General features: G+C 67.0%; 22 protein-coding genes. 7 read left to right on the top strand and 15 right to left on the bottom strand.

The window, feature by feature from the left end:
* Positions 1-15 precede the first annotated feature (15 nt).
* Positions 16-1,026 (top strand): ABC transporter permease, encoded by a 1,011-nt coding sequence (locus tag ACXN5S_RS07280; protein ID WP_458604741.1) that lies wholly within the window; start codon positions 16-18, stop codon positions 1,024-1,026.
* Between the two features lie 234 nt (positions 1,027-1,260).
* Here ACXN5S_RS07280 and ACXN5S_RS07275 read toward each other — a convergent pair whose 3' ends face one another.
* The 15 genes from ACXN5S_RS07275 to ACXN5S_RS07205 form a co-directional block, all read right to left on the bottom strand.
* Positions 1,261-2,226 (bottom strand): alpha/beta hydrolase, encoded by a 966-nt coding sequence (locus ACXN5S_RS07275; protein ID WP_458604740.1) that lies wholly within the window; start codon positions 2,224-2,226, stop codon positions 1,261-1,263.
* Positions 2,227-2,258: 32 nt separating this feature from the next.
* Positions 2,259-3,053 carry an HpcH/HpaI aldolase/citrate lyase family protein gene (locus tag ACXN5S_RS07270; RefSeq protein ID WP_458604739.1) on the bottom strand — a complete coding sequence of 265 codons (795 nt, stop codon included), beginning with the start codon at positions 3,051-3,053 and terminating at the stop codon, positions 2,259-2,261.
* On the bottom strand, positions 3,050-4,252 hold the full coding sequence (locus ACXN5S_RS07265) for a CaiB/BaiF CoA transferase family protein (protein WP_458604738.1): 1,203 nt from the start codon (positions 4,250-4,252) through the stop codon (positions 3,050-3,052). The genes ACXN5S_RS07270 and ACXN5S_RS07265 overlap by 4 nt, the downstream gene beginning before the upstream one ends.
* Entirely contained in the window at positions 4,252-5,319 is a 1,068-nt protein-coding gene (locus tag ACXN5S_RS07260; RefSeq protein WP_458604737.1) for an ABC transporter ATP-binding protein, read from the bottom strand. Before ACXN5S_RS07260 ends, ACXN5S_RS07265 begins: the two co-directional genes overlap by 1 nt.
* Positions 5,320-5,338: 19 nt before the next feature.
* Positions 5,339-7,435, bottom strand: a complete 2,097-nt coding sequence (locus ACXN5S_RS07255; protein WP_458604736.1) for an ADP-ribosylglycohydrolase family protein — start codon at positions 7,433-7,435, stop codon at positions 5,339-5,341.
* 25 nt (positions 7,436-7,460) lie between these two features.
* The gene (locus ACXN5S_RS07250) at positions 7,461-8,654 is read right to left on the bottom strand and encodes an ADP-ribosylglycohydrolase family protein (protein ID WP_458604735.1); all 1,194 of its coding nucleotides are present in this window, start codon (positions 8,652-8,654) and stop codon (positions 7,461-7,463) included.
* Entirely contained in the window at positions 8,651-9,958 is a 1,308-nt protein-coding gene (locus ACXN5S_RS07245) for an extracellular solute-binding protein (RefSeq protein WP_458604734.1), read from the bottom strand. The genes ACXN5S_RS07250 and ACXN5S_RS07245 overlap by 4 nt, the downstream gene beginning before the upstream one ends.
* A gap of 127 nt (positions 9,959-10,085) precedes the next feature.
* On the bottom strand, positions 10,086-10,982 hold the full coding sequence (locus ACXN5S_RS07240; protein WP_458604733.1) for a carbohydrate ABC transporter permease: 897 nt from the start codon (positions 10,980-10,982) through the stop codon (positions 10,086-10,088).
* Positions 10,982-11,959: an ABC transporter permease gene (locus ACXN5S_RS07235; protein WP_458604732.1), complete on the bottom strand. Its 978-nt coding sequence runs from the start codon at positions 11,957-11,959 to the stop codon at positions 10,982-10,984. The genes ACXN5S_RS07240 and ACXN5S_RS07235 overlap by 1 nt, the downstream gene beginning before the upstream one ends.
* The gene (locus ACXN5S_RS07230) at positions 11,956-13,014 is read right to left on the bottom strand and encodes a LacI family DNA-binding transcriptional regulator (RefSeq protein ID WP_458604731.1); all 1,059 of its coding nucleotides are present in this window, start codon (positions 13,012-13,014) and stop codon (positions 11,956-11,958) included. Before ACXN5S_RS07230 ends, ACXN5S_RS07235 begins: the two co-directional genes overlap by 4 nt.
* Positions 13,015-13,330: 316 nt before the next feature.
* Complete coding sequence (purU, locus tag ACXN5S_RS07225; RefSeq protein WP_458604730.1) at positions 13,331-14,212, bottom strand: formyltetrahydrofolate deformylase; 882 nt, start codon at positions 14,210-14,212, stop codon at positions 13,331-13,333.
* A gap of 389 nt (positions 14,213-14,601) precedes the next feature.
* Complete coding sequence (gene metC, locus ACXN5S_RS07220) at positions 14,602-15,765, bottom strand: cystathionine beta-lyase (protein ID WP_458604729.1); 1,164 nt, start codon at positions 15,763-15,765, stop codon at positions 14,602-14,604.
* The gene (locus ACXN5S_RS07215) at positions 15,762-16,604 is read right to left on the bottom strand and encodes a sulfurtransferase (RefSeq protein WP_458604728.1); all 843 of its coding nucleotides are present in this window, start codon (positions 16,602-16,604) and stop codon (positions 15,762-15,764) included. Before ACXN5S_RS07215 ends, metC begins: the two co-directional genes overlap by 4 nt.
* Before the next feature lie 3 nt (positions 16,605-16,607).
* The gene (locus ACXN5S_RS07210; RefSeq protein ID WP_458604727.1) at positions 16,608-17,939 is read right to left on the bottom strand and encodes an NAD(P)/FAD-dependent oxidoreductase; all 1,332 of its coding nucleotides are present in this window, start codon (positions 17,937-17,939) and stop codon (positions 16,608-16,610) included.
* A 25-nt stretch (positions 17,940-17,964) separates the two neighbouring features.
* Positions 17,965-18,882 (bottom strand): LysR family transcriptional regulator, encoded by a 918-nt coding sequence (locus tag ACXN5S_RS07205; RefSeq protein WP_458604726.1) that lies wholly within the window; start codon positions 18,880-18,882, stop codon positions 17,965-17,967.
* Between the two features lie 182 nt (positions 18,883-19,064).
* Between ACXN5S_RS07205 and ACXN5S_RS07200 the strand changes: the two genes are divergently transcribed.
* From ACXN5S_RS07200 to ACXN5S_RS07175, 6 genes are read left to right on the top strand one after another with little or no spacing between them, the layout of a single operon-like run.
* Complete coding sequence (locus tag ACXN5S_RS07200; RefSeq protein WP_458604725.1) at positions 19,065-21,353, top strand: molybdopterin-dependent oxidoreductase; 2,289 nt, start codon at positions 19,065-19,067, stop codon at positions 21,351-21,353.
* A 1-nt stretch (position 21,354) separates the two neighbouring features.
* On the top strand, positions 21,355-22,089 hold the full coding sequence (locus tag ACXN5S_RS07195; protein WP_458604724.1) for a VOC family protein: 735 nt from the start codon (positions 21,355-21,357) through the stop codon (positions 22,087-22,089).
* On the top strand, positions 22,089-22,769 hold the full coding sequence (locus ACXN5S_RS07190) for an isochorismatase family protein (protein WP_458604723.1): 681 nt from the start codon (positions 22,089-22,091) through the stop codon (positions 22,767-22,769). The genes ACXN5S_RS07195 and ACXN5S_RS07190 overlap by 1 nt, the downstream gene beginning before the upstream one ends.
* On the top strand, positions 22,766-23,686 hold the full coding sequence (locus ACXN5S_RS07185; RefSeq protein ID WP_458604722.1) for a polysaccharide deacetylase family protein: 921 nt from the start codon (positions 22,766-22,768) through the stop codon (positions 23,684-23,686). The genes ACXN5S_RS07190 and ACXN5S_RS07185 overlap by 4 nt, the downstream gene beginning before the upstream one ends.
* The gene (locus tag ACXN5S_RS07180; protein WP_458604721.1) at positions 23,683-24,618 is read left to right on the top strand and encodes a polysaccharide deacetylase family protein; all 936 of its coding nucleotides are present in this window, start codon (positions 23,683-23,685) and stop codon (positions 24,616-24,618) included. The genes ACXN5S_RS07185 and ACXN5S_RS07180 overlap by 4 nt, the downstream gene beginning before the upstream one ends.
* A complete protein-coding gene (locus tag ACXN5S_RS07175; protein ID WP_458604720.1) occupies positions 24,618-25,940 on the top strand; it encodes an amidase in 1,323 nt (440 codons plus the stop codon). The genes ACXN5S_RS07180 and ACXN5S_RS07175 overlap by 1 nt, the downstream gene beginning before the upstream one ends.
* The last annotated feature ends 157 nt before the right edge of the window (positions 25,941-26,097 follow it).

Raw genomic sequence — 26,097 nt, 5'->3', positions numbered from 1 at the left:
ACCGCAGGATCGGGAATGGACATGACCAGCAACCTCGCCTCCACGGCCGCGCGGCCGCCCCGCTACAGCCGCAAGGGCGTGAAGGGCCTGATGCGCTTCTTCGCCATCTGGATCGCGCTGGCCGTGCTCGTCGCCCTCTGCCTCGTCTTCGTTCCGCGGGCCGTGTCGCCGATGACGTTCCGCCTCATCATGCCCTTCATCGCCTTCCTCGCTATCGCGGCGATGGGGCAGGCGATCGTGCTGATGGCGCGCGGCATTGACCTGTCGGTGCCCGGCATCGTCGCCATGTCCTCGGCCGTCGTGCTCGGCGTCTCCAGCGGCAGCGACGATCGGATGTGGCTCGCCATTGCCGCTGCCCTGGGGGTGTCGACCCTCCTCGGGCTCATCAACGGGTTGCTCGTGGCGGTGATGCGGCTCAACGCGCTGATCGTCACGCTCGCGAGCGGCTCCATCATCACCGGCCTCACGCTGCTTTACCGGCAGGGCTTCGCCGCCGAGGCGCGGGTGCCGGACAAGCTGGCAGCCTGGGCCAGCATGCGGCTCTGGGCCGGCATCCCGCTGTCGGCCGTCGTGGCGCTCGTCGTCATGGTCCTGCTGATCATCCTGCTGCGCAAGACCGTGCTTGGCCGCCGGTTCGAGGCGGTGGGCGCCAACCCGGAGGCAGCCCATGCGACCGGGATCGAGATCATCCGCTACCAGGCGGGCGCCTTCGCCCTGGCCGGGCTGCTCTACGGGCTGATGGCGATCCTGCTCTCAGGCTTCATCCGCAACCCGACGCTGGAGGTCGGAAACGCCTACCTCCTCGCCCCCATCGCGGCGGCGGTGCTGGGGGGAACGGCAATGTCTGGCGGGGTCGGCAGCATGCTGGCGGTGACCGGGGCGGCGATCTTCCTGATCCTGCTTGATCAGGCTTCGAAGATGCTGGGCCTCGCGACCTCCTGGCAGATGATCATTCAGGGCGCCGCCATCGCCGCTGGCATGTGGCTTTCCGAAGCCACCGCGCGCGCGGGGCGAGGGCGCAGCTAGAGCTGCGCCCTCAGGGCTTAGATGCCGGATGGGAGTGGCGCGTCAGCGGTGACGCGGCACTCCCGCCTTAGGGTATCAGAGCTATCGATTGCAGCCTTGCGGCAGTCACTGCGTCATGCGTTCAACTCAGGGCCTTCGCCCAACCATTACCGATGCTGCCCTGCACACGCAGGATGAACCGGCTGACATCCGAGCGCGGGGCCTGGGACGACAGCCGGTCCTGGGGTCAGCGCTCTATTGCTCCGTCGGGGCCGAGAGCCCGTTCGCGAACATGTAGCTCACGCCTTCGATGAAGCCAGGCTCCCACACGGCCATGCCGTGGCCGCCGTTGAGGATGCGCAGCTCGGCGGGGCTGGCGGGGACGTCTTCCCATTTCTCGAACTCCGCCCCGTAGATGTTCTCGCGGTGGAGCGCGGTGTAGAAGGCGACGGCCTGCACCTCCATGTTGTACTTCGTGGCGTCCGCGGGGAGGTCTTCCTTCTCCGACAGGTGGTTCCAGTCATCGTCGCCCGCCACGATGAAGAAGGGCACGCGGTTGCCCTGCGCAGCGTAACTCTCGATGAGCGCCGGGTAGTTCAGCGCGTCCCAGCGGGCCGGATCGTAGGGCTCGCCGAAGGAGCCCCGCTCGATGGCGCCGGCGGTCGCGGGCGGCTGGCCGGATTGGAGCGCGGGGCTGAGAAGCGTCGCGGCGGCGAAGAGATCGGGGTAGGCGAGGCCGTATCGGGCTGCGCCGAAGCCGCCCATCGAAAAGCCGACGAGCGCGCGGCCGTCGCGGCTGGAAATGGCCGGCAGGGTCTCGTCGATATGGGGGATCAGGTCTTCGATCACCGCGGTTTCAGCGGCCCCGAAGGCGGCGGAATCGACCCAATAGGAATTGCCGGTGACCGGGGCGACGGCGATGACGGGGGGAATGGTGCCTTCAGCGATCATCGTGTCCAGGATGGGCCAGAAATCCTCCCAGGCATCCGCCTCGCCGCCGCTGCCGTGCAGCAGGTAGAGGACCGGATAGAGCGTGCCGGCATCGGCGTCGAAGCCATCCGGCAGATAGAGCGCGTAGCTCAGATCACTGGTCTCGGCATTGTCGTCCGCCGCGAGGGCGGGGGACGCCATGGATTCGACCGTCACGTCGCCGGCAAAGGCCGGTAGGGCCAGCGTGCTGGCCAGGGCAGGGACCAGGGCGGTCCTCAGAAGATAATGCATGTTAAAAACGCCTCCTCCGCGTTTTTGGGGGGTTAAAGCTTCGACAGAACTCTCCGCGCGCGGGCGATGATAGGGGCGTCGACCATGCGGCCATCTAGGCTGAAGGCGCCGGTCTCGTGGGCCTCTGCGGCGGCAAGGATGCGGCGGGCCCAGTCGATCTCTTCGGCGCTTGGTGCGAAGGCGGCGTTGAGTACCGGCGCCGCCGAAGGGTGCACGCAGGTGGCGCCGTCGAACCCGTGGCGGCGCGCTTCCTGCGCGGCGTCTTCGATGGCGGGAAGATCGCTGTAATCGGCGATGGTGCGGAACAGGCCGAGAGAGATCTTGCCATGCGCCTTGGCGGCGTAGTGGATCAGCAGCTTGGGCGTGCGCAGGACTTCGGGGTCGGGCAGGGCGCCGAGGGACGTGGCGAGGTCTTCTCCGCCCGCTGACAGGCCGATGACGGCGCGATGGGCGGCTATAGCCCCGACCTCCAGAAGGGCCGCCGGGTCTTCGATCAAGGCGAAGAGCGGCAGGCCGGGGGCGAGGGCGGAGATCACGTTGAGGCTGTCGAGGCTCGCCTTGGAGACGTAGAGCGCATCGGCCCCGGCGGCTTGCGCGGCGGCCGTATCGAGGGCGAGCGCATCGGCGTTGATACGCACGAAGGCCTTGGCGCCGCTCTGGCGGACGGATTGCACCGAGGCCGGCAGAGACTGCCGCGCCCCATCGCGCCGCTCGGGGCGGACGGAATCTTCAAGGTCGAGGATGATCGCATCGGCGCCGCGCTCGTGCGCCTTCGCAATGAAGCGCTCGTTGTCGGCGGGGACATAGAGAAGCGAGCGCAGCCTCATGCCTCCTTCCCCAGTGCGGCGGCGATGGCATCGGGGGTGAGGCCGATCTCGGAGAGGATGGCCTCGCCATCCTCTCCCAGCGCCGGGGCGGGCCGGAAGAAGCCGCCGGGCGTTTCGCTGAGGCGGGGCACGATGTTGTGCATCGGCAGGGTGCCGTACTCGGCGTCCTCGACGTCGAGGAACACCTCGCGCTCGCGGAAATGCGGATCGTTGAAGGCGCCTTCGATCGAGTAGATCGGCCCGACCGTGGCGCCGGCCTCGCGCATAATGGCGAGGGCCTCGTCGCTCTGGCGGGCGGCGAACCAGCCGCCGATGGCGGCGTCGACGAGGTCGCGGTGCTGGATACGGTCGGAGTTCGTGCGGAAGCGCGGGTCATCGATCATGTCGGCGCGGCCGATGATGGTGAAGATCCGCTCCGCCACCGCCTGGGTGGAGCCGGAGAGGGCGAGGTACGTGCCGTCGGCGCAGACATACACATTGCGCGGGCAGGAGGTGTTCGAGGCCGAGCCGACACGCTCTTTCACGATGCCGGTCTTGGCGAAGATCGCCGCCTCCGGGCCGAGGACGGAGAAGATCGGCTCAAGCAGCGACAGGTCGATCACCTGGCCCTTCGCCTTGCCTTTCTCGCGGGCAAGGAGCGCCGTGCTGACGGCGGAGGCGCCGTAGATGCCGGCGATCATGTCGGCCAGCGCCAAAGGCGGCAGGATCGGCTCGCGGTCGGGGAAGCCGGTGCGGTGGGCATAGCCGCTCATCGCCTCGACGATGGTGCCGAAGCCGGGCAAGTGCGCATAGGGGCCGGTCTGCCCGTAGCCCGAGACGCGCAGCACGATGAGGCCGGGGTTGCGCGCGAGCAGGGCCTCTGGCGCCAGCCCCATCTTTTCCAGCGTGCCGGGGCGGAAGTTCTCGATCAGCACGTCGGCGCTGTCGATCAGGCTCCAGAGCGCCTCCATGGCAGGCGGGCGGCGCAGATCGAGCGCGATGGAGCGCTTGTTGCGACCGTAGACCTTCCAGAAAAACGAGGCGCCGCCGTCCTTCCATGCGCGCAGGGGGTCGCCGGCGGGCGGTTCGATCTTGATGACATCGGCGCCGAAATCGCCGAGCTGCAGCGAGGTCATGTTGCCCGCCACCAGCCGCGACAGATCGAGCACACGCACGCCCTTGAGCGGCCCCTCGGCATTGGAATCGAAGGCCCGCGCCATCAGACCAGCCTCTTGCCCGAGGCGGGGTCGAAGAGCAGGGCACGCTCAGCGTCGATGCCCAGCGTAATCCGGTCGCCGGGGGAGAGGATGGCCTCGTTGTGCAAGACGACGGAGAATTCCGTCTCGCCGATCTTCACCACGAGGTCCTGGCTGTCGCCGTTCGGCTCGACCAGCACCACCTCTGCTTCCTGGCCCGTCTCTGCCAGCGCCATGTGCTGCGGGCGAATGCCGTAGAGAACCTCGGTGCCGGCCTTTACGTCGCAGGGCGCTGCGAGGGGCATGCGGGTGGCGCCTGTCGCGAGCTCGACTTCCCGCGCGTCGGGGCCGAGGGCCCTCGCGTCGAAGAGGTTGATCTCAGGCGAGCCGATGAAACCGGCGACGAAGGTGTTGGCCGGGTTCTGGTACACCTCCTGCGGGGTGCCGAGCTGGGCGATGTCGCCGTCGTTGAGCACGACGATCCGGTCGGCGAGCGTCATCGCCTCGGTCTGGTCGTGGGTGACGTAGATCATCGTCTTGCCGAGGCGCTGGTGGAGCTTCTTGATCTCCGAGCGCATCTTCACCCGCAGCTTCGCGTCGAGGTTCGACAGCGGCTCGTCGAACAGGAAGGCGGTGGGGTTGCGCACGATGGCGCGGCCCATGGCCACCCGCTGGCGCTGCCCGCCAGAGAGCTCGCGCGGCAGCCTGTCCAGCAGCGCCTCCAGCCCGAGGATATCGGCCGCTTCCTGCACGCGGGCCTGGATCTCGGCCTTCGGCTCGCCGGCGAGCTTGAGCGCGAAGCTCATGTTATCGGCGACCTTCATATGCGGGTAGAGCGCGTAGGACTGGAAGACCATGGCGAGGTCGCGCTGCTTAGCCGGCATGGTGTTGACGACCTTGCCGCCGATCTCGACCGTGCCGGAGGAGATATCCTCCAGCCCCGCGATCATGCGCAGCAGCGTGGATTTCCCGCAGCCGGAAGGCCCGATGAGAACGACGAACTCGCCTTCCTCGATCTCGATCGAGATGTTCTTGAGCACGGGAACCTGGCCGTAGCGCTTGGTGACGTTGTTGAGCGTGATGCGGGACATGGGGCTTTCGTCCTTCTGGCTATTGCTCGACGATCTCGAACGAGGAGACGGCAAACCGCCCCGGCCCACCGAGGCGCAGACCGGCCTGCCCGTAGGCAATGCGGTCATCGCGGGCGGTGAGGGCGGGGGTGCCATCGACAGTGACGCTGATCTCGTCGCCCTTGATTGTGACGGAGAGCTCGTATTCGCGCCCGATCTCCACCGGATAATCCGTCTCGGCGAGGACCGTCGTGCCGAAATCTTCACGGAGGATGCGCAACTTGCCGTCCTCGAACCCTGCCGCGTAGAAGCGCGAGGTGCCCTGCGCACGGACGCTCACGAGATGCGAGGCTCCTGAGAGCGGCGTGAGCTGAGCGGTGACGGTGGCGTCTTTCGTGTAGAGATGGCCTGTCCAGAGATCGGCGTCGGTGTCTGTCAGGCAGGTGATCAGGTCGCCTTCCTTCTTCCAGTAGCCGCGGTTCCAGGTGAAGCGGCTGATGGCCTCCCACTCCTCGGTCGCCTGCGCGGCGTAGATACGGGTGGTGCCGTGCCCGCTCACCTTGAAGTTGGCGAGGTAGAGCTTGCCGAGGAACTTCAGCCGCCCGAAATACTCGATATCGATGCCAATCTCGTCCACGGCGTCGCCGCCCGCCTCGGGGACGGTGAACTCGATATGGGTCCATCCGCCCGTCGTCGGGGTCTGGTAGGCGCCGGCCTCGATGATCTCGCCGCTGTCGGTGGCGCGCACATAGGGCGCGATGCGCAGGTGGCCGTCGCCCTCGAAGGGCTCCATGAGTACGTCGAACGAGACGGTTTGCCCTGCCGCCACGAGGGGCGAGAACATCGGGCGGTAGCGCTGATCGTCGAAATCGGTCTGGCGATAGAAGGGCTTCCAGAACACGTGACCCGAATGGCCACGCTCGAAGCGATCAACGAGGATCTCAAGGGCGCCCTGGCCCGCGTCGGTCTCCTTGTCGGCCCAGCGGAGTTCGAGCTGGTTGGTGCCGGAGGTGCGGAAGCCATGCGTCGAGCCGGGGAGGGCGAAGTCGAAGGAGACGCCCCGGTCGGTCATGGCCTCGGCCCAGCCGTCCGGCACGTCCTGGCCATCGAGCTGCAGGGCCAGCGTTGCCAGTTCGCGGGCGAAGGTGGGGATGTCGACGATGTTGAGCGCGCCGGTGACGCCAGAGGTGACGATCATGTCGTTGATCGGTTTGCGATACTTGTCCCAGCTGGGGCCCACGCCCTCGAAGGTGCCGATGATCGCGCCGGCGTTGCCGGCGTTGCAGTCGGTATCCCAGCCGCACATGGTGGCGATCTCGACGGTGCGGCAGAGGTCGCCTTGCCCGTAGATCATGGCCAGTGCCAGCACGCCGGCATTGGGGATGATGTGGCAGACACCCGGATAGCGGTCATAGCCCCACTCGCGCTCCAGCAGGTCACGGCAGCCGCGCCAGTCGGCCGGGTCGCTCTTGTGCTGCGCGAGCACGGCGTTGACGACGGCGGCGTAGGTGGACTCGGCCGGGATCACCGAAAGGCCGACCTCGAAGAGCTCGTCCACCGATTTGGCGGTGAAAGCGGCAGCGATCATGGCGGCGCAGAAGCGGGCGCCGTTCAGGCCCTCGCCGTCATGGGCCACGGAGGCAGCGGTCGCCGACATTTCGGCGGCGCGCGCCGGGTTGCCGGGGTTCACCCAGCCCCAGCTGTCGATGAAGATCTGCCCGCCGATCTGCTCGGCGATCGCGGCGCCGTTCTGCGCGATGGAGCCGGAGCGCGGCGCCTCGATCCCGGCGCGGAGGTTGAGATAGGCGGTGTGCTCGGTCGAGCGGCCATAGCCGCCCCACCAGTACATGCCATGCCCCTCGGCCGCGTAGTTCAGCCAGGTCTTGGCGACCTCCTGCGGGTCGGGCTGCAGCTGGTAGTCGCGCATGGCGCGGATGAAGTAGACCGGCCCGTTGGTATCGTCATCGGCGGCGAAGTTCTTGAAATCGCGCACGTATTGCGTGATCTCGCCATAGGTGTCGCGGATCCGCTCATAGCTCCAGATGGTGGGCTCCACCGGGGCGCCAAGGCGCACGCCGATGGCCTTGCCGAGGAAGCCCGAGTAGATGCGGAAGAGGATGTCGGAGGAAGAGAGCATGAGAGAATCCGGTCTGTAAGAGAGGTTAGGTGGCGGCAGCCATGAGCTGGCCACGCTGGCTTGCGAGACGCTCGAAACGGGTCTGGTCGGCTGCCTGAATGGCGCGGGCGGTTTGCGCGAAACGGGCGGATTCAGCGCCCAGATCGAGGCGGTTTATCTCGTCGATCTGATCGGCCTCGGCGCGGTCGATGACGGCCTCGCCATGCATCGCGCCAAGAATGGCGCCGGCCATCACGCCGATGGAATCCGTGTCGCGGCCCGAGTTGATGCCGTCTTCGATGGCGCGGCGGAAGTCGCCGCCTGCCACGATGGCGAAGCCGAGCGCCAGCGGCAGCTCCTCGATGGAGAGAAGGCGCGACGGCTGGTAATTGGGCGTCGCCCGGCCGACCTTGGCGGCGGTGTGATCGAGGTCATCCCCGAGGGGAGAGAAGGCGGCGATCTTGTCATGGAAGGTCGCGACGACCTCGTCCTGCTCGGCGCCCTTGGCGCGCAGGCGCTGGGCAACGTCGGCAATCTCGCCGATGGCATCGCGGGTGCCGTCCTTCGCAAGGCCATGGGCCGTGGCGACGATCTCGTCGATGGTTGTGCCGGGCACGAAGGCCGCGGCGACTGCGCCGGCCAGCACGCCGGCCGCCTCCAGCCCGTAGCTCTGCTGATGGCCGGAGGCGAAGGCGATGGCCTCGTCATAGGCGGCGCGGGGGTCGCAGGCGTTCACCACGCCCAAGGGGGCGATGTACATGGCGGCGCCGCAGTTCACCATGTTGCCGATGCCGCCCTGGCGGGGGTCGCAGGAGGAAAGCTGGTGGCGCTGGAAGATCCATTTCTCGGGGTAGAACAGCCGCTCCAGCAGCGGGCATTCACGTTGCAGCTCAGGCACGTAGCGCTTCACCCAGGCGATCTGGCGCACCATGCCATCGGCCATGTCCCATGCGTCGAGATGGCGCTGAACGTCGTTATAGACGGCCATGAGCGACAGCGTCATCAGCGTGTCGTCGGTGACGATCCCGTTGCCGCGCACGCGGCCGTTGCCCGCCGCCGGGTCTCGGCTGGTGCGGTGCCAGGCGTTGTCGAGCGAGGTGACGCGCCCGTACATCTCCTTGATCTCGGCCGGGGTGAGCTTTTCGACGGGGGCTCCGATGGCGTCGCCTAAAGCGACGCCATGGAGCAACCCGCGGACCCGGCTTTCAAAGCCGGGGCCCGCGTTTTGCTTAGTGGTCATGGAAGAACGGTCCTCGCGTGGTCGGTCATGGCCTGGCCGCCGGCGGCGTACCAGCCATCGACGTATTGGTCCCACTCATCCATCGACCATTCGCCAGAGACGAAACGGAACACGGATGTGCGGTAGTATTGCTCGGCCGCGTCGACCTGCGCGGCGAGTTCACTCGGCCAGACAAAGGCATTGTCGGGCGTGAAGTATTCGGCGCCCTGCTCAAGCGAGCCTTGCGCGACATCGGAGAGAAGCGGCACCGGCGGCTGCCAGTAATCGGGGTTCACCGTCCAGAAGCGCGGATACCAGGTGCCCATTTCCGGCAGGATCTCGTAGCTGTCGCCGTCTCTCGTGTAGTGCTGGCCTTCAAAGCCCATCCGGTCGATCAGCTGGCCTTCGGGGCTGGCGAGGAAGTCGAGCACGTCAAAGGCCGCCTCCTTGTTCTCGCTCATCGCGTGAATGGCGAAGCCGCGATCTTCCTTGGCAACATTCGTGGCCTCAAGCCCCGCCGGGGGATCGAGCAGCACCAGGTCAGAGCCGGGATTCACTTCCTGCATCTTGGTGCGGTAGATATCGACGACCTGACCGGCCGTGCCCATCACCACGCCGACTTCGCCGGAATAGAAGTTGTCTTCCTTCACTTCCCAGTTGGAGGTGACGTATTCCGGGTCGAGCAGGCCTTCCGCATAGAGCATCTGGTAATAGGCGAGCTTGTCGCGCTCGGCATCCGAAACGCGCGCATTGATCCACTCGCCGTTTTCGTCCTTCAGCCAGGTGGCGCTGACGCCGAAGGCCTGGTTGAAGATGGCGTCGAGCTCCGCGGTATTGCCGGGGGCGATGATGCCATAGGTGTCGTCGCTGCCATCCCCGTCGAGATCGGAGGTGCTGATGTCGCGCAGCAGCTGCGTCCACTCGTCGAGATTGGTCGGCGCGGCAGAGCCGAGCTGCTCAAGCCAATCCGAGCGCATCACCGGCGATTTGGTGCGCGCTGGGAAGACGTAGAGAAGGTAGGGGTAGTTCGCCAGCCGGTCGACATTGTGCGGCCAGAGCGCGTCTTTCAGATAGCTCGACTGGTCGATCCAGGGGCCCAGATCCTCCAGCACGCCCTGCGAGGCGAATTCCGCATCGCCGCCCTGGAAGTAGATGATGTCGGGAATCTCGCCCGACAGAAGGCGCAGGCTCATCGCGTCGGAATAGCCCGAAGAGGGCAGGGCGATCAGCTCGATATCGACCGGCGTGCCCGCTTCGGTCATCGCCTCTTCGATGCGGGCGAAATGCTCGGCATCCTGCGGGTTTTCCTGCGTGAGAATGGTCACGGTCGGAACGTCCTGGGCGAAGGCTGCGCCGCCCAATCCCGCTGCGACAGCCAAGGTGGCCGCCTGTGTCAAAAGGGTTCTTCTAAGCATCGGTTTCTCCTCCTCAATGCAAGTTGGCTCAGTCAGATCATCCCTTCAGGGCGCCGCTCATGGTGCCCTTCGTGAAGAATCTCAGAATGAGTGGGTAGACGGCCAGGATCGGCAGCATGGTGAACATGATCATGCCGGCGTTCAGCGACCGGGTCGAAAGCTGGCCTGCGCCTTCGTAATTCGTCATCGCGGCCACGCCGACCATCGCGGATTTGTCGCCTTCCACCACGAATTGGCGCAGCACCACCTGCAGCGGATGCATGTCTGAATCCGTCAGGTAGATCATCGGCCGCAGGAATTCGTTCCAGTGGTAGACGAGATAGAACAGGGTGATGGTTGCAATGGCTGGCTTGGTCAGAGGCAGAACCACCTTCCACAGCGTCTGGAAGGCATTGGCGCCGTCTAGCTCTGCCGCCTCCAGCAATTCGCCGGGCACTTCCTCGAAAAAGCGGATCAGGATGATCAGGTACCAGGCGTTGACCATCTTGTAGAGGATGACCGACCAGTAGGTGTTCAAGAGGCCGAGCTCGCGCACCACGAAGTAATCGGGGATAAGCCCGGGCTCGAAGATGATCGTCACGAGCACGAAGACGAACAGGATGCGCCGCCCCGGCAGCCGCGGGCGCGACAGGGCCCAGGCCATCAGCGCGGTGAAGGTGACGTTGAGCAGCGTGCCCGACACGGTGATCAGCAGCGAGTTAAACAGTCCGCGCTGCACGGCGGGGTGCTGGATCAGCAGGCTCCACACATCCAGCGAGAAGCCGGAGGGCACAACGGCCATCCCGCTCATTCCCGGCACCTGCGCCGGTTCCGACAGCGAGATGGCCAGCAGGTTGAGAATGGGCTGAACGGTGACGACCACCATCAGCAGCAGGGAAGAGACGATGATCGTCTGCTCGATGCGTTCGAGTGGCGTGCGATTGGCTGTATTCATCACCAAACCCCCTTGCCGGTAAGACGCTTGGAAATGGTGTGGGCCGCGACGATCAGCACCATGCCGATCACGCCCTTGAAGAGCCCGGCGGCGGTGGCGAGCGAGAACTGCCCCGATTGCAGGCCGAGCCGGTAGACATAGGTGTCGATGATATCGATCTGGTCGCGCACCGCGTCGTTCGACAGGTTGAAGATCTGGTCGAACCCGGCATTCATGAAGAGCCCGACGTTCAGGATGAAGAGCGTCGCGATCGTGGGCGCGATACCGGGCAGGGTGACGTTCCGGATCTTCTGCCAGCGGTTCGCACCGTCCATCTCGGCGGCATCGTAGAGCTGCGGGTCGATGGCCATGATGGCGGCGAAGTAGAGCAGGGAGTCCCAGCCCGCAGTGCGCCACATCTCGGAGAAGACGACCACCCAGCGGATCGAGCCGGAATCGGTCATGAAGGCCTTCGGGGCAAGGCCGACCGCTTCGCGGATATCGTTGACGACCCCGGTGGAGGGGGACAGCGCGGCGATGAAGACACCGGCGATGACGACCCATGACAGGAAGTGCGGCAGGTAGATGGCCGACTGGATGAAGCGGCGCATGTTGGTGCCGCGCACCTCGTTGATCAGCAGCGCAACGATGATGGGCACGGGGAAGACGCAGACCATCTTCATGGCCGAGATGATCAGCGTATTGGCGAGCACCTGGTAGAAGGCGGGGGCGCCGACCAGCGTCTCGAAGTGCTTCAGGCCGACCCAGAGGTTGTCGCCGAAGATGCGGAAATCCTCGAAGGCGAGCTTGGCCTGATAGATCGGGAAATAGTGGAAGATCAGGAAGTACACGATGCCCGGCGCCATCATGGCGTAATAGGGCCACCAGGTGCGAACCTTGATGCCAAAAGCGGCCCGTCGCGACAGAGGGGCACCCTCTTCGGGAACGTTCCCAAAATCGGACAAGTTCGACGCGAGATGTTTTTCGTCAAGGCTCATGGGTGTTGTCTTCCTCCCGCCACGGCCCGTGAAGGCGCCGCGGAGTCGGCCTGCCTGAGCGAGCCGCGAATGGTCAGCGTGCAGTCGAGCAGCACGCGGCGGTGGTCCAGCTTGTTGTCGATCGTCTCCGTCAGGAGCTTCATGCCTTCGGTTCCGATGGCCCGCGCCGGTTTGGCGATGGTCGTGAGCCCGGGGTCCGAGAAGGCAGTCGCGGGAATGCCGTCGAAGCCGAGGATCGAGATGTCGTCCGGGCAGCGCAGCCCCGCCTCGCGCACCGCCAGCAGAGCGCCGAGCGCCATCAGGTCGTTGGCCGCGAAAACGCAGCTTGGGGCGGTCTCCCTTTGCAGCAGGCGAAGCATGGCGGCGTGGCCGGATTCGACGGTATATCCGCCGTCTTCAACCGGCAGCGTCGCCGGGTCGATATCATGCGCCACGCAGTAATCATGCACCACGCGCATGAAGCGCACGCGCGCCAGGCGATGCGGCTTGCCAGCCAGCAGGGCAGGGCGATGGTGGCCCAGCGAAACGAGGTGGCTGAGGCCGAGGGCCACGCCCTGCGCGATGTCACTACCGACGCTGGAGAGCTCGGGAAAGCGCTCGGCGCTCGAGCCGATCAGCACGACCGGCAGGCCTGCGCGCCCGAAGTCATCCACCGTATCCGCCACGGGATTGACGATGGCCCCATCGACCCGCGCCTGTCTGAGGGCGCGCAAATGGCTCGCCTCGCGCCCGGCATCCCAGTCGGAGCTGAAGATGAGAAGCGACGCGCCATTCGCCGACGCCGCGTCTTGGGCGCCCCGCGCCACCTCGGCCCAGAAGGGGTTGGCGATGTCGGGAATCACGAGGCCCAGCATGCCCGTGCGGCCTGACCGCAACGACTGTGCGAGGTGATTGCGCTCATAGCCCAGGCGCCGCGCAGCCTCGGTCACGCGCTCACGCGACTTGGTGCCAATGTCCGGTGAGCCCGAAAGCGCACGCGCCACGGTGCTCTTCGACACGCCCGCTGCGCGGGCGATATCGATGATCGTAGGCTGTTTGGTGCGACCGCTTGTCATAAAGCTTCGCCCCCGCGAACGGCGGCATATCCTCCCAGATTTGGGAACGTTACCAGAGGCGGTCGGTTCTGTAAATCGCCGTTCGATATCGATGCTCCGGCGCGGCCGGGGCGCTGTAAATGCAGGCCCTCAGACGCCAGCCGATTTCCGCGACCTGCTTCGAGCGGCCACCTTCGAGTGGATGAACGGCGTGGGCGCCCAGACCTTCGCGAATCTGCTGACCTGTCAGCCCGCCGCGATCTCGCAGCACTTCGGCTTCGTCAGTAGCGCCTGCCCGAGGACGGCTTCCAGACCTCGCCCTGCCCGGGCAGGGGCCTCAGCCCATCCGGTCGGAGGCGTAGGCGCCGGGGCTGGCGGGAAAGACGACTGTCTTCTCCTTGTTCAGGAACACCCGGTGCTGCGCATGGGCATGCACGGCCCGCGCCAGCACCTGAGCCTCGACATCGCGGCCGAGCGAGACGTAGTCCGACGGGCTCTGCGCATGGGTCACCCGCGTCGTGTCCTGCTCGATGATCGGCCCCTCGTCGAGATCGGCGGTCACGTAGTGGGACGTCGCGCCGATGAGCTTCACGCCGCGCTCGAAGGCCTGCTTGTAGGGGTTCGCACCCTTGAAGCTCGGCAGGAAGGAATGGTGGATGTTGATGATCCGCCCCGACATCTTGCGGCAGAGGCTGTCCGACAGGATCTGCATGTAGCGGGCCAGCACGACGAGCTCGGCGCCGCTGTCCTCCACCACCTGCAGCAGCTGCGCCTCGGCCTGTGCCTTGTTCTCCTTGGTGACCTTGATGTGGTGGAAGGGCAGGTCGTGGTTCACGACCACCTTCTGGTAGGTCATGTGGTTGGAGATGACGCCCACAATCTCGATGGGCAGCGCGCCGATCCGCCAGCGATAGAGCAGGTCGTTCAGGCAATGGCCGAAGTTCGAGACCATGATGAGAACCTTCATCCGGTCGGCGCTGTCGTGGATGCCCCATTCCATACCGAAGCTCTCGGCGATGGGGCCGAAGCCGGTGCGCAGCGTCTCCAGCTCGGCGCCGGTCTCGGCCTGAAAGCTGATGCGGGCGAAGAAGCTGCCCGTCTCGGTATCGTCGAACTGGGCGGCATCGGTGATGTTGCAGCCCTGCTCGGCGAGAAAGCCGGAGATGGCGGCGACGATCCCGCGCCGGGCGGTGCAGTGGACGGTGAGAACATAGGTCATGGGGCGGTCTTTCAGGTCAGGTCTGCGGGCCGAGCGGCGTTGTCGGTGCACTCTGGGCGGAAAGTCGGTCCGGGGAAAGGGCGGTCTCTGGCGCGGGCGTCATCTGAGGCTGCTCTGGAGCGGCGGTGCCTGACGGGCAAGCAGATGCGGTGGGGATCGCCTCGGGCTCGTCAGCTAACGGGGGCGACAGCCAAGCTAAGCGCCTGCCGCACACATGGACCGGGTGGTCCCGGTGCGTCGGCGGCTACTGGTCAGACCGCGTCATCGCCGGCGGTGATCGTATAGGCCTGGAGCGTTCTGCCGTTTGGATCTCGATCTTCGATACGGCGGGCGAGCGCACGCGGCCACTGGGGCAGGTGGCCCCAGAAGACCGGACGCCCGCCGCTTCGCTATGCCAGCGCCTTAAGCCCGCTCAGTGCCTGGGTGAGGTCGGCCTTCAGGTCGTCCTCCGCCTCCAGCCCGATCTGCAGCCTGATCACCGGGCCGAGATCGTTCCAGAGCGGCAAAGTCCGGCTCTCGGGATGCATCGGCAGCACGAGGCTCTCGAAGCCGCCCCAGGAAAAGCCGATAGAGAAGTGCTGCAGGCTGTCGATGAAGAGCCCCGCGGCATCGGGGTGGCGCGAGGCGAGCTCGATGGAGAACAGGCCCGAGGAGCCCGCGAAGTCGCGCGCCCAGATCTCGTGGCCCGGGAAGCTGGGCAGGGCCGGGTGCAGCACCCGGGCGACCTCGGGGCGGGTCTCCAGCCATTCGGCCAGCTCCAGCGCCGCCGCGCCCTGCCGCTCCAGCCGCACGCCAAGCGTGCGCAGGCCCCGCAGCGCGAGGTTGCATTCCTCTACGCCCGCGCAGCCGCCCATATCCTGCGCCGCGGCGCGGACCTTGTCGTAGACGGCGGCGTTGGTCGTGAGCACACCGAGCATGCCGTCGGAATGGCCGACGATATACTTCGTCGCGGCATGGATCGACACGTCCACCCCAAGCGACAGTGGTTGCAGGTAGAGCGGCGTCGCCCAGGTGGCGTCGATGGCCGTGGCGATGCCGCGCGCCTTGGCGACGGAGACGATGGCCGGGATGTCCTGCACCTCGAAGGTGCCCGAGCCGGGGCTTTCAAGGTAGATCAGCGTCGTCGCCTCGGTGATCAGCTTGGCGATGCCCGCCCCGATGCCGGGGTCGTAGAAGGTGGTGGCGATGCCCATCCGCCCCAGCGTGCGCGTGCAGAAGCGGCGCACCGGCTCGTAGACGGTGTCGGGCACCAGAAGATGCCCGCCCGCCTCGGCGAAGGCCGTGATCGTGGCGGTGATGGCGGCGAGGCCCGAGGCGGTGGCGATCGAGCGGTGGCCGCCCTCCAGCGCGCAGATCGCCTCTTCGAAGGCGAAGGTCGTGGGCGTGCCGACGCGGCCGTAGAACGCCCCGTCGAAGGGGGTCTTCGCGGCGGTCTGGAAGCTTTCGAGGCTGTCGAAAAGGAAGGTCGAGGCCCGCACGACAGGCGGGTTCACCGGGGCGGGGGAGGCGCCGTGCGGACGGCCGGCGGTGACGAGCTTGGTGTCGGTCTTCACAGGCTTTCCTTCGGCAAATCGACGCGCTGGCCCCATTCGTGCCATGAGCCGTCATAGAGGCGCACATCCGTTCGCCCGGCGCGGGCGAGCTGGAAGAGCAGGATGGCGGCGGTCACGCCCGAGCCGCAGGTCGCGATCACGGGGCCGTCCTCCGGCACGCCGGTCTCGGCGAGAAGGGCGCGGGTTTTTTCCGGGGCGGTGAAGGTGAAATCGCCCTGCTGCGGCAGGAGCTTGCCCCAAGGCAGGTTCACGGCGCCGGGCATGTGGCCGCCGGCAACGCCGGGGTAGCCCGAGGGTAATTCGCCGGTGAAGCGTTCGGCGGTGCGGGCGTCCAGCAGGGTGGCGCTACCGGTTTGCAGTGCACCGAGCACCTCCTCCCAGCCTGCCACGTCGTCTTGCGGCGCGCGCGGCGGGAAGGTCGCCTGCGGGGCGGGGGCGGGCTCGCCGGCTTCCACCGGGCGCCCCTCGGCCAGCCAGCGCTTGATGCCGCCGTTCAGCACCGCGACCTCGGCATGGCCGAAATGGCGGAACATCCACCAGACGCGGGCGGAGACGTAGGAGCTGTCGTAGATGACCACCCGCGTCTGCGCCCCGATGCCGAGCGACGCGGCAACAGCCGCGAAGACCTCGGCGCTCGGCAGCATGTTCACGTAAGGCGAGGCCGCGTCCGAGGCGGCGTCGAGATCGAAGAAGCGCGCGCCGGGGATATGCCGCTCGCGGAACTCGTCCAAGCCGCGCTTGCCGGCCTCGGGGATGTACCACGAGCAATCGAGCACCACGAGATCGTCGGTGCCGAGCTCAGCCTCCAGCCACTCGGGCTCTACCAGATACTTGTCCATGGCTCAGAACCCGATCGGCCAGTGCTTGATCTCCGAGCCGTCGATGAAGCGGCTGTGCCGGAAGGGCTTCGGATCGACGCAGGGCGCGTCGCCGGTGATGAGGTCGGTCATCAACTGGCCCGCTCCGGGCGCGATGCCGAAGCCGTGGCCCGAGTAGCCGGTGGAGATGAAGAAGCCCGGGATCGCCTCGACCGGCGAAATCACCGGGATGGCGTCCGGCGTCACGTCGATCCACGCGCTCATGCGCTCGTTCACCTGCATGTCCTTGAACTGCGGGAAGAGCGCCTTGAAGTTGATCGTGGCCTGATCGAGGATCTTGTGCCCCGGCTCGGGCCGCATGATGCGGTAGGTCTCGAAAGGCGAGCGCTGGTCCAACTTCCAGCCGCGCTCCATGTTCACTTCCTGGAAGCTGCGCTTGCCGATGCGGAATTTCATCGCCCGCCACTCGTTCTTCAGCGCCGGCACGTAGTCTTTCACGAAACGGAAGCTGTCGGGCACGATGTCGACCGCATGGGCCGAGCGCATGCCGACGTTGTAGCCGCCGTCGAGCCGCTCGCGAAAGCCGAAGCCCGGGCCGGAGCCGCAGCCCTTGAGCATGCCGTCGATGGGCCGCGTGCGCATGACCTGGCTGAGCATCTTCAGCTGCGGCATCTTCACATCGATGCTGCGCGCGAAGAGCGATGACCAGATGCCGCCGGCGAGCACGACCGTCTTGCACTTGATGCGGCCCTTCTCGGTGACGACCTCGCTGATCTTCCCGCCTTCCGTCTCGAAGCCGCGCACCGCGCAGCCCTCGATGATGCGGGCGCCCAGCTTCTCGGCGCCGCGGGCGATGCGCTTGGTGGCGACATGCGGCTCGGCGAAGCCATCCGACGGGGTGTGCAGGCCGCCACCGAATTCGCGCGTGCTGCCGGGGGCGTATTTGCCGATCTCGGACTTGCTGACCCAATGGGTGTCGAGATCGTATTGCGCGACCTCCTTCATCCATTCCTCGTAGCGCGAGAGGTCTTTCTCTTCATTGACGAAATAGGTGATGCCGCGCACGCGGAAGCCGACATCGTCTTGCACCATGCCATCGAGCTGGCCCCAAAGATCCATCGCCAGCTTCATCAAGGGCACTTCGCGCGGGTCGCGCCCCATCTTGCGCACCCAGCCCCAGTTGCGGCCCGATTGCTCCTCACCCAGCACGCCCTTCTCGCAGAGCGTGACGGGGATGCCCTTCTTGGCGAGGAACAGCGCGGTCGAGGCGCCGACAATGCCGCCCCCCACGATGACCACCTCGGTCTCGAGCGGGGTGACGGAGAAATCGGCTTGCGGGGAAGAGGGGGCGTTCATTCGTGGGTCCAGTATCGTGAAAGGGTCAGCCGGCGGTCGTCTTGAGCGAGTCCTTGAGCGAGGACGCGCGTTTCAGAACGAAGGCATGGAAGGTCTGCGCCGCGATGGAGAGGGTCTCCTCATCGGCGATCATGCCCAGGGTGATGGGCATGGCGGGCAGGAAGGGGCGGAACTCGAGCCGCGGGTTGCGCCGCAGATGCGGCGAATACGGGCTGACGATGGAGATGCCGAGCCCGGAGGCGACAAGGTTGCAGACCGCCTCATGCGTCGTCGCCTCGGTGCGCAGGCGCCGGTCGATGCCGCGCTTCTCGAACAGGCTGTCGGTCTCGAAGCGGAAGGGCGCGCCGCGCGGGAAGCTGACGAAACTCTCGTCCGCCAGGTCCTCGGCCTTGATCTCTGTCTTCTCGGCCAGCCTGTGCCCCGCCGGCATGACGCAGAGCGCCGGCATGGTCAGCAGCTCGTGCACGGTGACCTGACCGTTCGAGATCGGCAGCGAGACGAAGCCGATATCGGCCCGACGCGTCGCCACCCATTCGCTGATCCGGCCCTGCGGCTGGCTTTCGAGCCGGATGGAGATGTCGGGGTAATCCTCGCGGAAGCGCGCCACGATCTCGGGCAGCAGGCCGTTGTCGTAGGGGCCCATCGCGGCGATGGTAACCGTGCCGCTCGCCAGCGCCTTGATGGAGCGCACCTCTTCGTTCATCTCGTCAAGGCCGACGAAGAATTTGTCGACCAGCTCAAAAAGGCGGCGCGCATCTTCGGTGGGCTCGGCGCCTCCGCGTGAGCGGCGGAACAGCTTGAACCCGACCGCCTCTTGAAAGTCGACCATGAGTCGCGACACGGCGGGCTGAGAAATGCCCAACGATTCCGCAGCCTTGGTCATGCTGCCGAGCGTGATGATCGCCCGGAAAGCCTCGATCTGTCTGACGTTGAAGCGTTTCACGAAGGAGCCTTCCGTCCGCAGGGTGCCGCCGGTTTGCACAAAAATTGTGCCGTTGCGGCGATCTTGTGATTGAGGTTGGTATATAACGTCTAGCACGTCAAGGCCGGCGTTGACGGCATAAATGTTATTTCCTAGCGTCGTCTCAACAGCCGCGTCGCGGCCACCTTTTGCCGAGGGCCTTCATGACCGACACATCGCATCTTCCCCTGTCCGCCTCGCATTGGGGCGCGTTCCGGGCCGAGGTCGCGGAGGGCAAGGTCGTGAAGATCCACCCGTTCGAGCATGACCCGCGCCCGAGCCGCATGAACGAGGCCTGGCCCGAGATGCTGGATGCGCCCTTGCGCGTCACGCAGCCCGTGGTGCGGCAGGGCTGGCTCGACGGTGACGGCGGCGCGGCGCGCGGCGATGACACCTATGTCGAGGTCTCGTGGGACGAGGCGCTTGATCTCGTCGCCGGAGAGATCGGTCGGGTGCGCGAGGCGCATGGCAACGGCGCGCTCTTCGGCGGCTCCTACGGCTGGTCGAGCGCCGGGCGCCTGCATCATGCGCGCACGCTGGTGCGCCGCTTCTTCGGCGCCATCGGCGGGTTCGTCGATCAGGAAACGAATTATTCCTACGGCGCCGCGATGGCCTTTCTGCCGCGCATCGTGGGGCAGGGGATGATCGGCTCGTCGGTCACTTCGCTGGCCTCGATCAAGGCCGAGTGCGACATCTTCCTCGCCTTCGGCGGGCTGCCCGCCAAGAACTGGGAGATCCAGTCCGGCGGCGTCGGCGCGCATGTCTATGACAGCTTCATGGGCGGCGCCACCGGCGGCCCCCGCTGCATCAACATCTCGCCCTACCGCAAGGATGTCGAAGACCGCTTCGGCGTGGAATGGCTGCCCGTCCGCCCGAACAGCGATGCGGCGCTGATGATGGCGCTGACGCAGGTGATCGTGGCCGAGGGCAAGGTCGATACGGACTTCCTCGCCCGCTACACCAGCGGCCACGAGGGCTACCTTGCCTATCTCGCCGGCGAGAGCGACGGCGTCACCAAGACGCCCGAATGGGCGGCGGAGCTGACCGGCATCGACGCCGCGCGCATCCGCGAACTGGCGCGCGATCTGCCCGGCAAGCGCGTGATGGTTGCCGCGAACTGGAGCCTGCAGCGCGCCCGCCACGGCGAGCAGCCCTACTGGGCCGCCATCGCGCTGGCCTGCGTGCTGGGGCAGGTGGGTCTGCCGGGCGGCGGCTTCGCCTTCGGCTACGGCTCGTCCAACGCCATGGGCAACCCCAATTACCGCACACCGCTCTTCGGCCTGCCGACGCTGGGCAACCCCACTGGCCAGTCGATCCCCTGCGCCCGGGTCTCCGACATGCTGCTGAACCCGGGCACGAAGTATCGCTACGACGGCGAGACGCGCACCTACCCGGAGGTGAAGCTCGTCTACTGGGCCGGCGGCAACCCGTTCCACCACCATCAGGATCTCAACCGCCTGCGCGAGGCCTTCCGCCAGCCCGAGACGATCATCGTCAACGAAGGCTACTGGACGGCGACGGCCCGCCACGCCGACATTGTGCTGCCCACCACCGTGACGCTGGAGCGCGACGATATCGGCGGCGCCTCGCGCGACCGCTACATGCTGGCGATGCACAAGCTCGTCGAGCCCAACGCCGGCGCGCGCGACGATTACGCCATCTTCGCCGATCTCGCCGAACGGCTGGGGCAGGGCGAGGCCTTCACCGGTGGCAAGACGCAGCCCGAGTGGCTGGCGCAGACCTGGGGCAAGATCAGCGACACGCTGGCGGCGCGCGGGATCAACCCGCCGAGCTTCGCGGAGTTCTGGGCGCAGGGCTATCTGAAGATGCCCAAGCCGGCCGAGGATTACGTGATGCTCGCCGATTTCCGCGCCGACCCGGACGCGCATCCGCTGCACACCCCCTCGGGCAAGATCGAGCTTTATTCCGCGCAGGCCGCCGCCGAGCCGGGCCAGACCGGCCACCCCGTCTGGCTCGACCCCGAGGAGTGGCTGGGCGCGGCGACGGCAGAGGCGCCGCTGCATCTTCTGTCGCCGCAGCCCGCCCGCAAGCTGCACGGGCAGATGGATTTCTCCGCCCCCTCGCGCGAGGGCAAGGTGCAGGACCGCGAGTGCCTGCAGATCAACCCCGCCGACGCCGCCGCGCGCGGCATTGCCGAGGGCGACGCCTTGCGGGTGTTCAACTCCCGCGGCGCTTGCCTCGCCATCGCCAGGTTCGATGACGGCGTGATGCCGGGCGTCGTGCTCTTGCCGACCGGCGCCACCTATGACCCCGACGGCCCGCTCGACCGCAACTCCAACCCCAACGTGCTGACCCGCGACATCGGCTCGTCAGAGCTGGGGCAGGGCTGCGCCGCACAATCCTGCCTCGTCGAGGTGGAGCGCTATGAGGGGCCGCTGCCATCCCTGCGCGTCACTCAGCCCCCCGAGATCAAGACCCGAAAGACCGCCTGACATGACCACCCCCTTCGACCATATCGTCCTGCTCGTGGATGACCTCGCCGCTGCCGAGGCCGACTTCACCGCGCTCGGCTTCACCGTGCAGGAGCGCGCCGATACCGAGCATGGCAAGACGCGCTTCCGCTTCGTCTCCTTCGAGGATGGCAGCTACATCCTGCTGACCTCCTTCGCGACGCCCGAGGATCAGGCCGCCCACCGGCTTGGCGAGGTGCTCTCCGCCGGCGAAGGTCTGGCCGACTGGAGCTTCACGCTGCCCGAAGTGGCCGAGACCGCCGCGGAGCTGGCGGCGGCGGGGCACCCCGTGAAGGGTCCGGTGCGGGTGGCGAATGTCATCGCCGACGGCACCCCCTGGGGGCTCGACCTGCTGATGTGCGGGCGCGGCGCCGGCGGCGACGTGGCGCTGCCGTTCGTCGTGAGTGATGTCGAGGGCCGGGATGCCCGCATCCCCGCGCCGAAGCCGCATGCCAACGGTGCGACCGGCATGGTCGGCCTGCGCCTGACCACCGGCGATGCAAGCGCGGTTGGCGAGGCTCTGAAGGTCATCGGCTGCGAAGAGACCGCGCCGGGCCGCTACGCCTTCGCCGATGGCTGGGTGGAGGTGCTGCCGCTCGATACGCCCGGCGGCCGCGCCGGCGGCGGCATCCTCGAGGTCGTGCTCACCGGCCCCGAGGCGGCCACCTTCGACGCCGCGCTCACCCATGGCGCGCCGCTGTCGATGGAGGCGCGCTGATGCAGCCGACCGACAAGACCTCCAGGCAGATCTTCCGCGACTATCAGGCCAACCCGCGCGTCCCCGCCCGGGGGCTCGGCGAGACCATCGCACTCATCAATGTCGACCTGCAGCGCCGCTATACGGATACCGCGACCTTCTCCTCGGCCTACGCCGGCCACCCCCGCCAGTTCGAGGCAACCAACGCGCTCGCCCGCGCCGTGCGTGCCCTCGGCGGGCCGGTCGTCTGGGCCTATGTGGCCTATCTGCCGGATGGCTCCGATGCCGGCATGTGGTCGAAGCTCTCCACCAGCGACATGGCGCTGCACAAGGTCGGCCATGACAGCCCGCAGGCGGAGTTCGACCCGCGGCTCGACATCGAGCCCGGCGATCTGAAGCTGCACAAGCGCATGAGCTCGTGCTTCTTCGAGACGCACCTGCCGAGCTACTTCAACTTCCACCGCGTCGACACGGTGATCGTCACCGGCGGCGCCACCTCGGGCTGCGTGCGCGGCACGGTGATGGATGCGCTCTCGCTCGGCTACCGTGTCTGCGTGCCCGAAGAAACGGTCGCCGACCGCGAGGAGGGCGCCCATTACGCCAACCTCTACGACATCGCCTTCAAATACGGCGACGTGGTGCCGGTGGACGACGTGCTCGCCCGCCTTGCCGCCCGCCTTCCCGCAGGAGACCAGCCATGACAGCCTGGGCCGAGCCCTTTTCCTACGACTACGCGCCCTACACGGGCCGCCCGAAGATCGAATGGCCGAACGGCGCGCGCTTGGCCTTCTGGGTCGCGCCCAATATCGAGTTCTACGAATACGCCCCGCCGCCCTCGCCGACGCGCGAGGTCTGGTATCGGCCCGAGCCCGATATCCTGAACTACTCGATGCGCGACTACGGCAACCGCGTCGGCTTTCACCGCATGGCCGATGTCATGGCCCGGCACGGCGTGCGCGGCTCGGTCTCGCTGAACGTGGCCGTCTGCGACCACTTCCCCGAGATCATCGAGCGCTGCTGCGAGCTGGAATGGGAGCTGTTCTCCCACGGCGTCTACAACACCCGCTACCTCTATGACATGACGGAGGATCAGCAGCGCCAGATCATCCGCGACAGCCGCGAGACCATAAAGCGCGCCTCGGGGCAGGATCTCGACGGCTGGCTCTCGCCCGCGATCTCGAACCTCGAGACGACGCAGGATCTGCTGGCCGAAGAGGGCGTGAAATACACGCTCGATCTCTTCCACGACGACCAGCCCATGCCGGTGAAGACCCGCAGCGAGAACCGTCTCGTCAGCGTGCCTTACATGATGGAATGCAACGACGTGCCGGTCTTGAACTTCAAGAACATCTCGCCGCGCAATTACCTCTCCATCATCAAGAGCCATTTCGACCGGCTCTATGCGGAAGGGGAGGAAAGCGGCACCGTCATGTGCCTGCCGCTGCACCCCTACCTGATCGGCCAGCCGCACCGGCTGCACATCCTCGACGAGGCGCTGAAATACATCACCGGCCACGACAAGGTCTGGCTGGCGACGGGGCGCGAGATCGCCGCGCATTTCGAGGCGAATTACTACGACAGCTTCCAAAGCTGGATGGATGCGGAGGGCGCGGCATGAGCCTGATTTCAGACGATTACTTCGACTACCCGAACCGCGGGCCGCAGATGGATCAGGGCCGCTACGGCATCCGCTACCTGCGTGACCTTCCCAAGTTCGAGTGGCAGGGCGGCGCCTCGCTGATGGTCTGGGTGACGGTGCATCTGGAGCATTTCCCGATGGACATGCCCCGCGGCCCGGTGAAGCCCATCGGAGCGATGGAGCGCCCGGCGCCCAGCGTCTGGGATTACTCCAGCCGCGACTACGGCAATCGCGTCGGCATCTACCGGCTGATGGAGGTGCTGGACGCGAATGGCATCCGCCCGACGGCGGCGATGAACTCCGCGCTCGCCACCCGCTACCCGCGCCTGATGGCCGACGTGCTGAAACGGGGCTGGGAGGTTGCGGCCGCCGGCACCGACATGGGGCATCTGCACCATTCGGGGCTGAGCGAGGCCGAGGAGACGGCGCTGGTGGCCGAGGCCTTCGCCACCCTGCGCGACATCTCCGGCCAGCCCGTCACCGGCTGGCACTCGCCGTCGCATTCGCAATCGGCCATCACGCCCGATCTCGTGGCCGAAGCGGGCGGGCAGTACATCTGCGACTGGATCAATGACGACATGCCCTACGCGTTTCACACGCGGGCCGGCGATCTGACGCAGATGCCGCTCTCCTACGACCTGTCGGATCACAAGATCCTCGCCGCGCAGCACATGCCGATCGAGGATTACGAATACCAGCTCGGCGCCGCCTTCGACATGCTGCTCGCCGAAAGCCGCGAGCGCGGCGGGCGCATCCTGTCGCTGTCCCTGTCGCCCTGGGTCATCGGCCAGCCCGGCCGCATCGACGCGCTGAACCGCCTGCTGACCCGCTTCATGGCGACAGACGGCGTGGCCACCGCCACCGGCGCCGAGATCTGCGGGCAGTGGACCGCGCTGGAGCTCGAAGCCTGATGACCCCCGCGCGCCCCCCTGCCAACTGGCTGACCGCCCGTGACGCGCTGGCCGAGATGCGCGCCGGCGCGCTCTCCGCCAGCACGCTCATGGCCGATTGTCTCGCCCGCTGGCGGGAGCGTGACAGCGCAGTGCGCGCCTGGACCTATCTCGACGCCGAGGCCGCCATGGCGCGGGCCGAGGCGGCGGGGCAGGGGCCGCTCGCCGGGCTGCCCATCGGCGTGAAGGACATCATCTACACCAAGGACATGCCGACGAGCTTCAACTCGCCGCATTTCGAAGGGCATTTCCCCAATATCGACGCCGCCAGCGTCGCCATCCTCCGGCAGGCCGGGGCGGTGATGATGGGCAAGTGCGATACTGTGGAATTCGCCGTGAACGGCCGCCGCGCCGCCACGACCAACCCGCATGACCCGGCCCGCACGCCCGGCGGCTCCTCCTCCGGCTCCGCCGCCGCGGTGGCCGACGGGCAGGTGCCGGTGGCTCTGGGCACGCAGACAGGGGGCTCGGTGATCCGCCCCGCCTCCTATTGCGGGGTCTATGCCATCAAGCCGACGTGGAATGCCGTCAGCGCCGAGGGCTTCAAGGTCTGCGCCGCCAGCTTCGACACGCTCGGCTGGTATGCCCGCAGTGCCGATGACCTCGACCTGATCGCCGAGGTGCTGGGGATCGAGGCTGTGCCCGCCCCCGCCACGCTGCAAGGCGCCCGCATCGCGCTCTGCAAGACGCCCGTCTGGGACAAGGCCCTGCCGGAAACGCGCGAGGCCATCGCCGCCGCTGCCCGCGCCCTTGAAGGGGCCGGCGCCGAGGTGACCGAGCTGGAGCTGCCGGAGGCGTTTGGCGGCCTCACCGAGGCGCACCGCGTCATCATGCAGGCCGAGATGCGCAGCTCTTTCCTCGTAGACTGGCGCCAGCTCGGCGACGCGCTCTACCCAGAGCTCGTCTCGATCCTGCGCAACGAGCGGGGCGACAGCCGTGCCGACCTCCTCGCCGCGCTCGACCTTGCCGCCGCCTGCCGCGCGGAGTTCGACCGGCTCGCCGCGCCATTCGATGCGGTCCTCACGCCCAGCGCCCCGGGCGAAGCCCCGCTCGGCCCTCAGGATACCGGCGCCGCGATCTTCAACCGGATCTGGACGCTCCTTCACATGCCCACGGTCAACGTGCCCGGCCTCACCGGCCCGAACGGCCTGCCCGTGGGCGTCACCCTCGCCGGACCGCGGTACAGCGACCGGCGGCTCATTGCCCTGGCTGGCCAGCTCGGCGCTCTTCTGCCGCAACCGCGCCGGCCCGGCGTGCAGGCGTCAGAGGAGGCTGCCCTCTGACAGAGCTGTGTCCTGCCCCTCTCCCTCCCGTTCCTCTATCCTGGCGCAAGCGATGCGCGCCGCGACTACCCCCACTGGCCCCGCCAAAAACCCTCACCGGCGGGCCCGACTGTCTCGCGATCATCGCGCAATACGGAGTACGTACCCTTGTCCAAGT

The organism is Pseudoroseicyclus sp. H15, from assembly GCF_054353345.1.
This window is presented reverse-complemented; position numbering and strand designations above follow the sequence as displayed.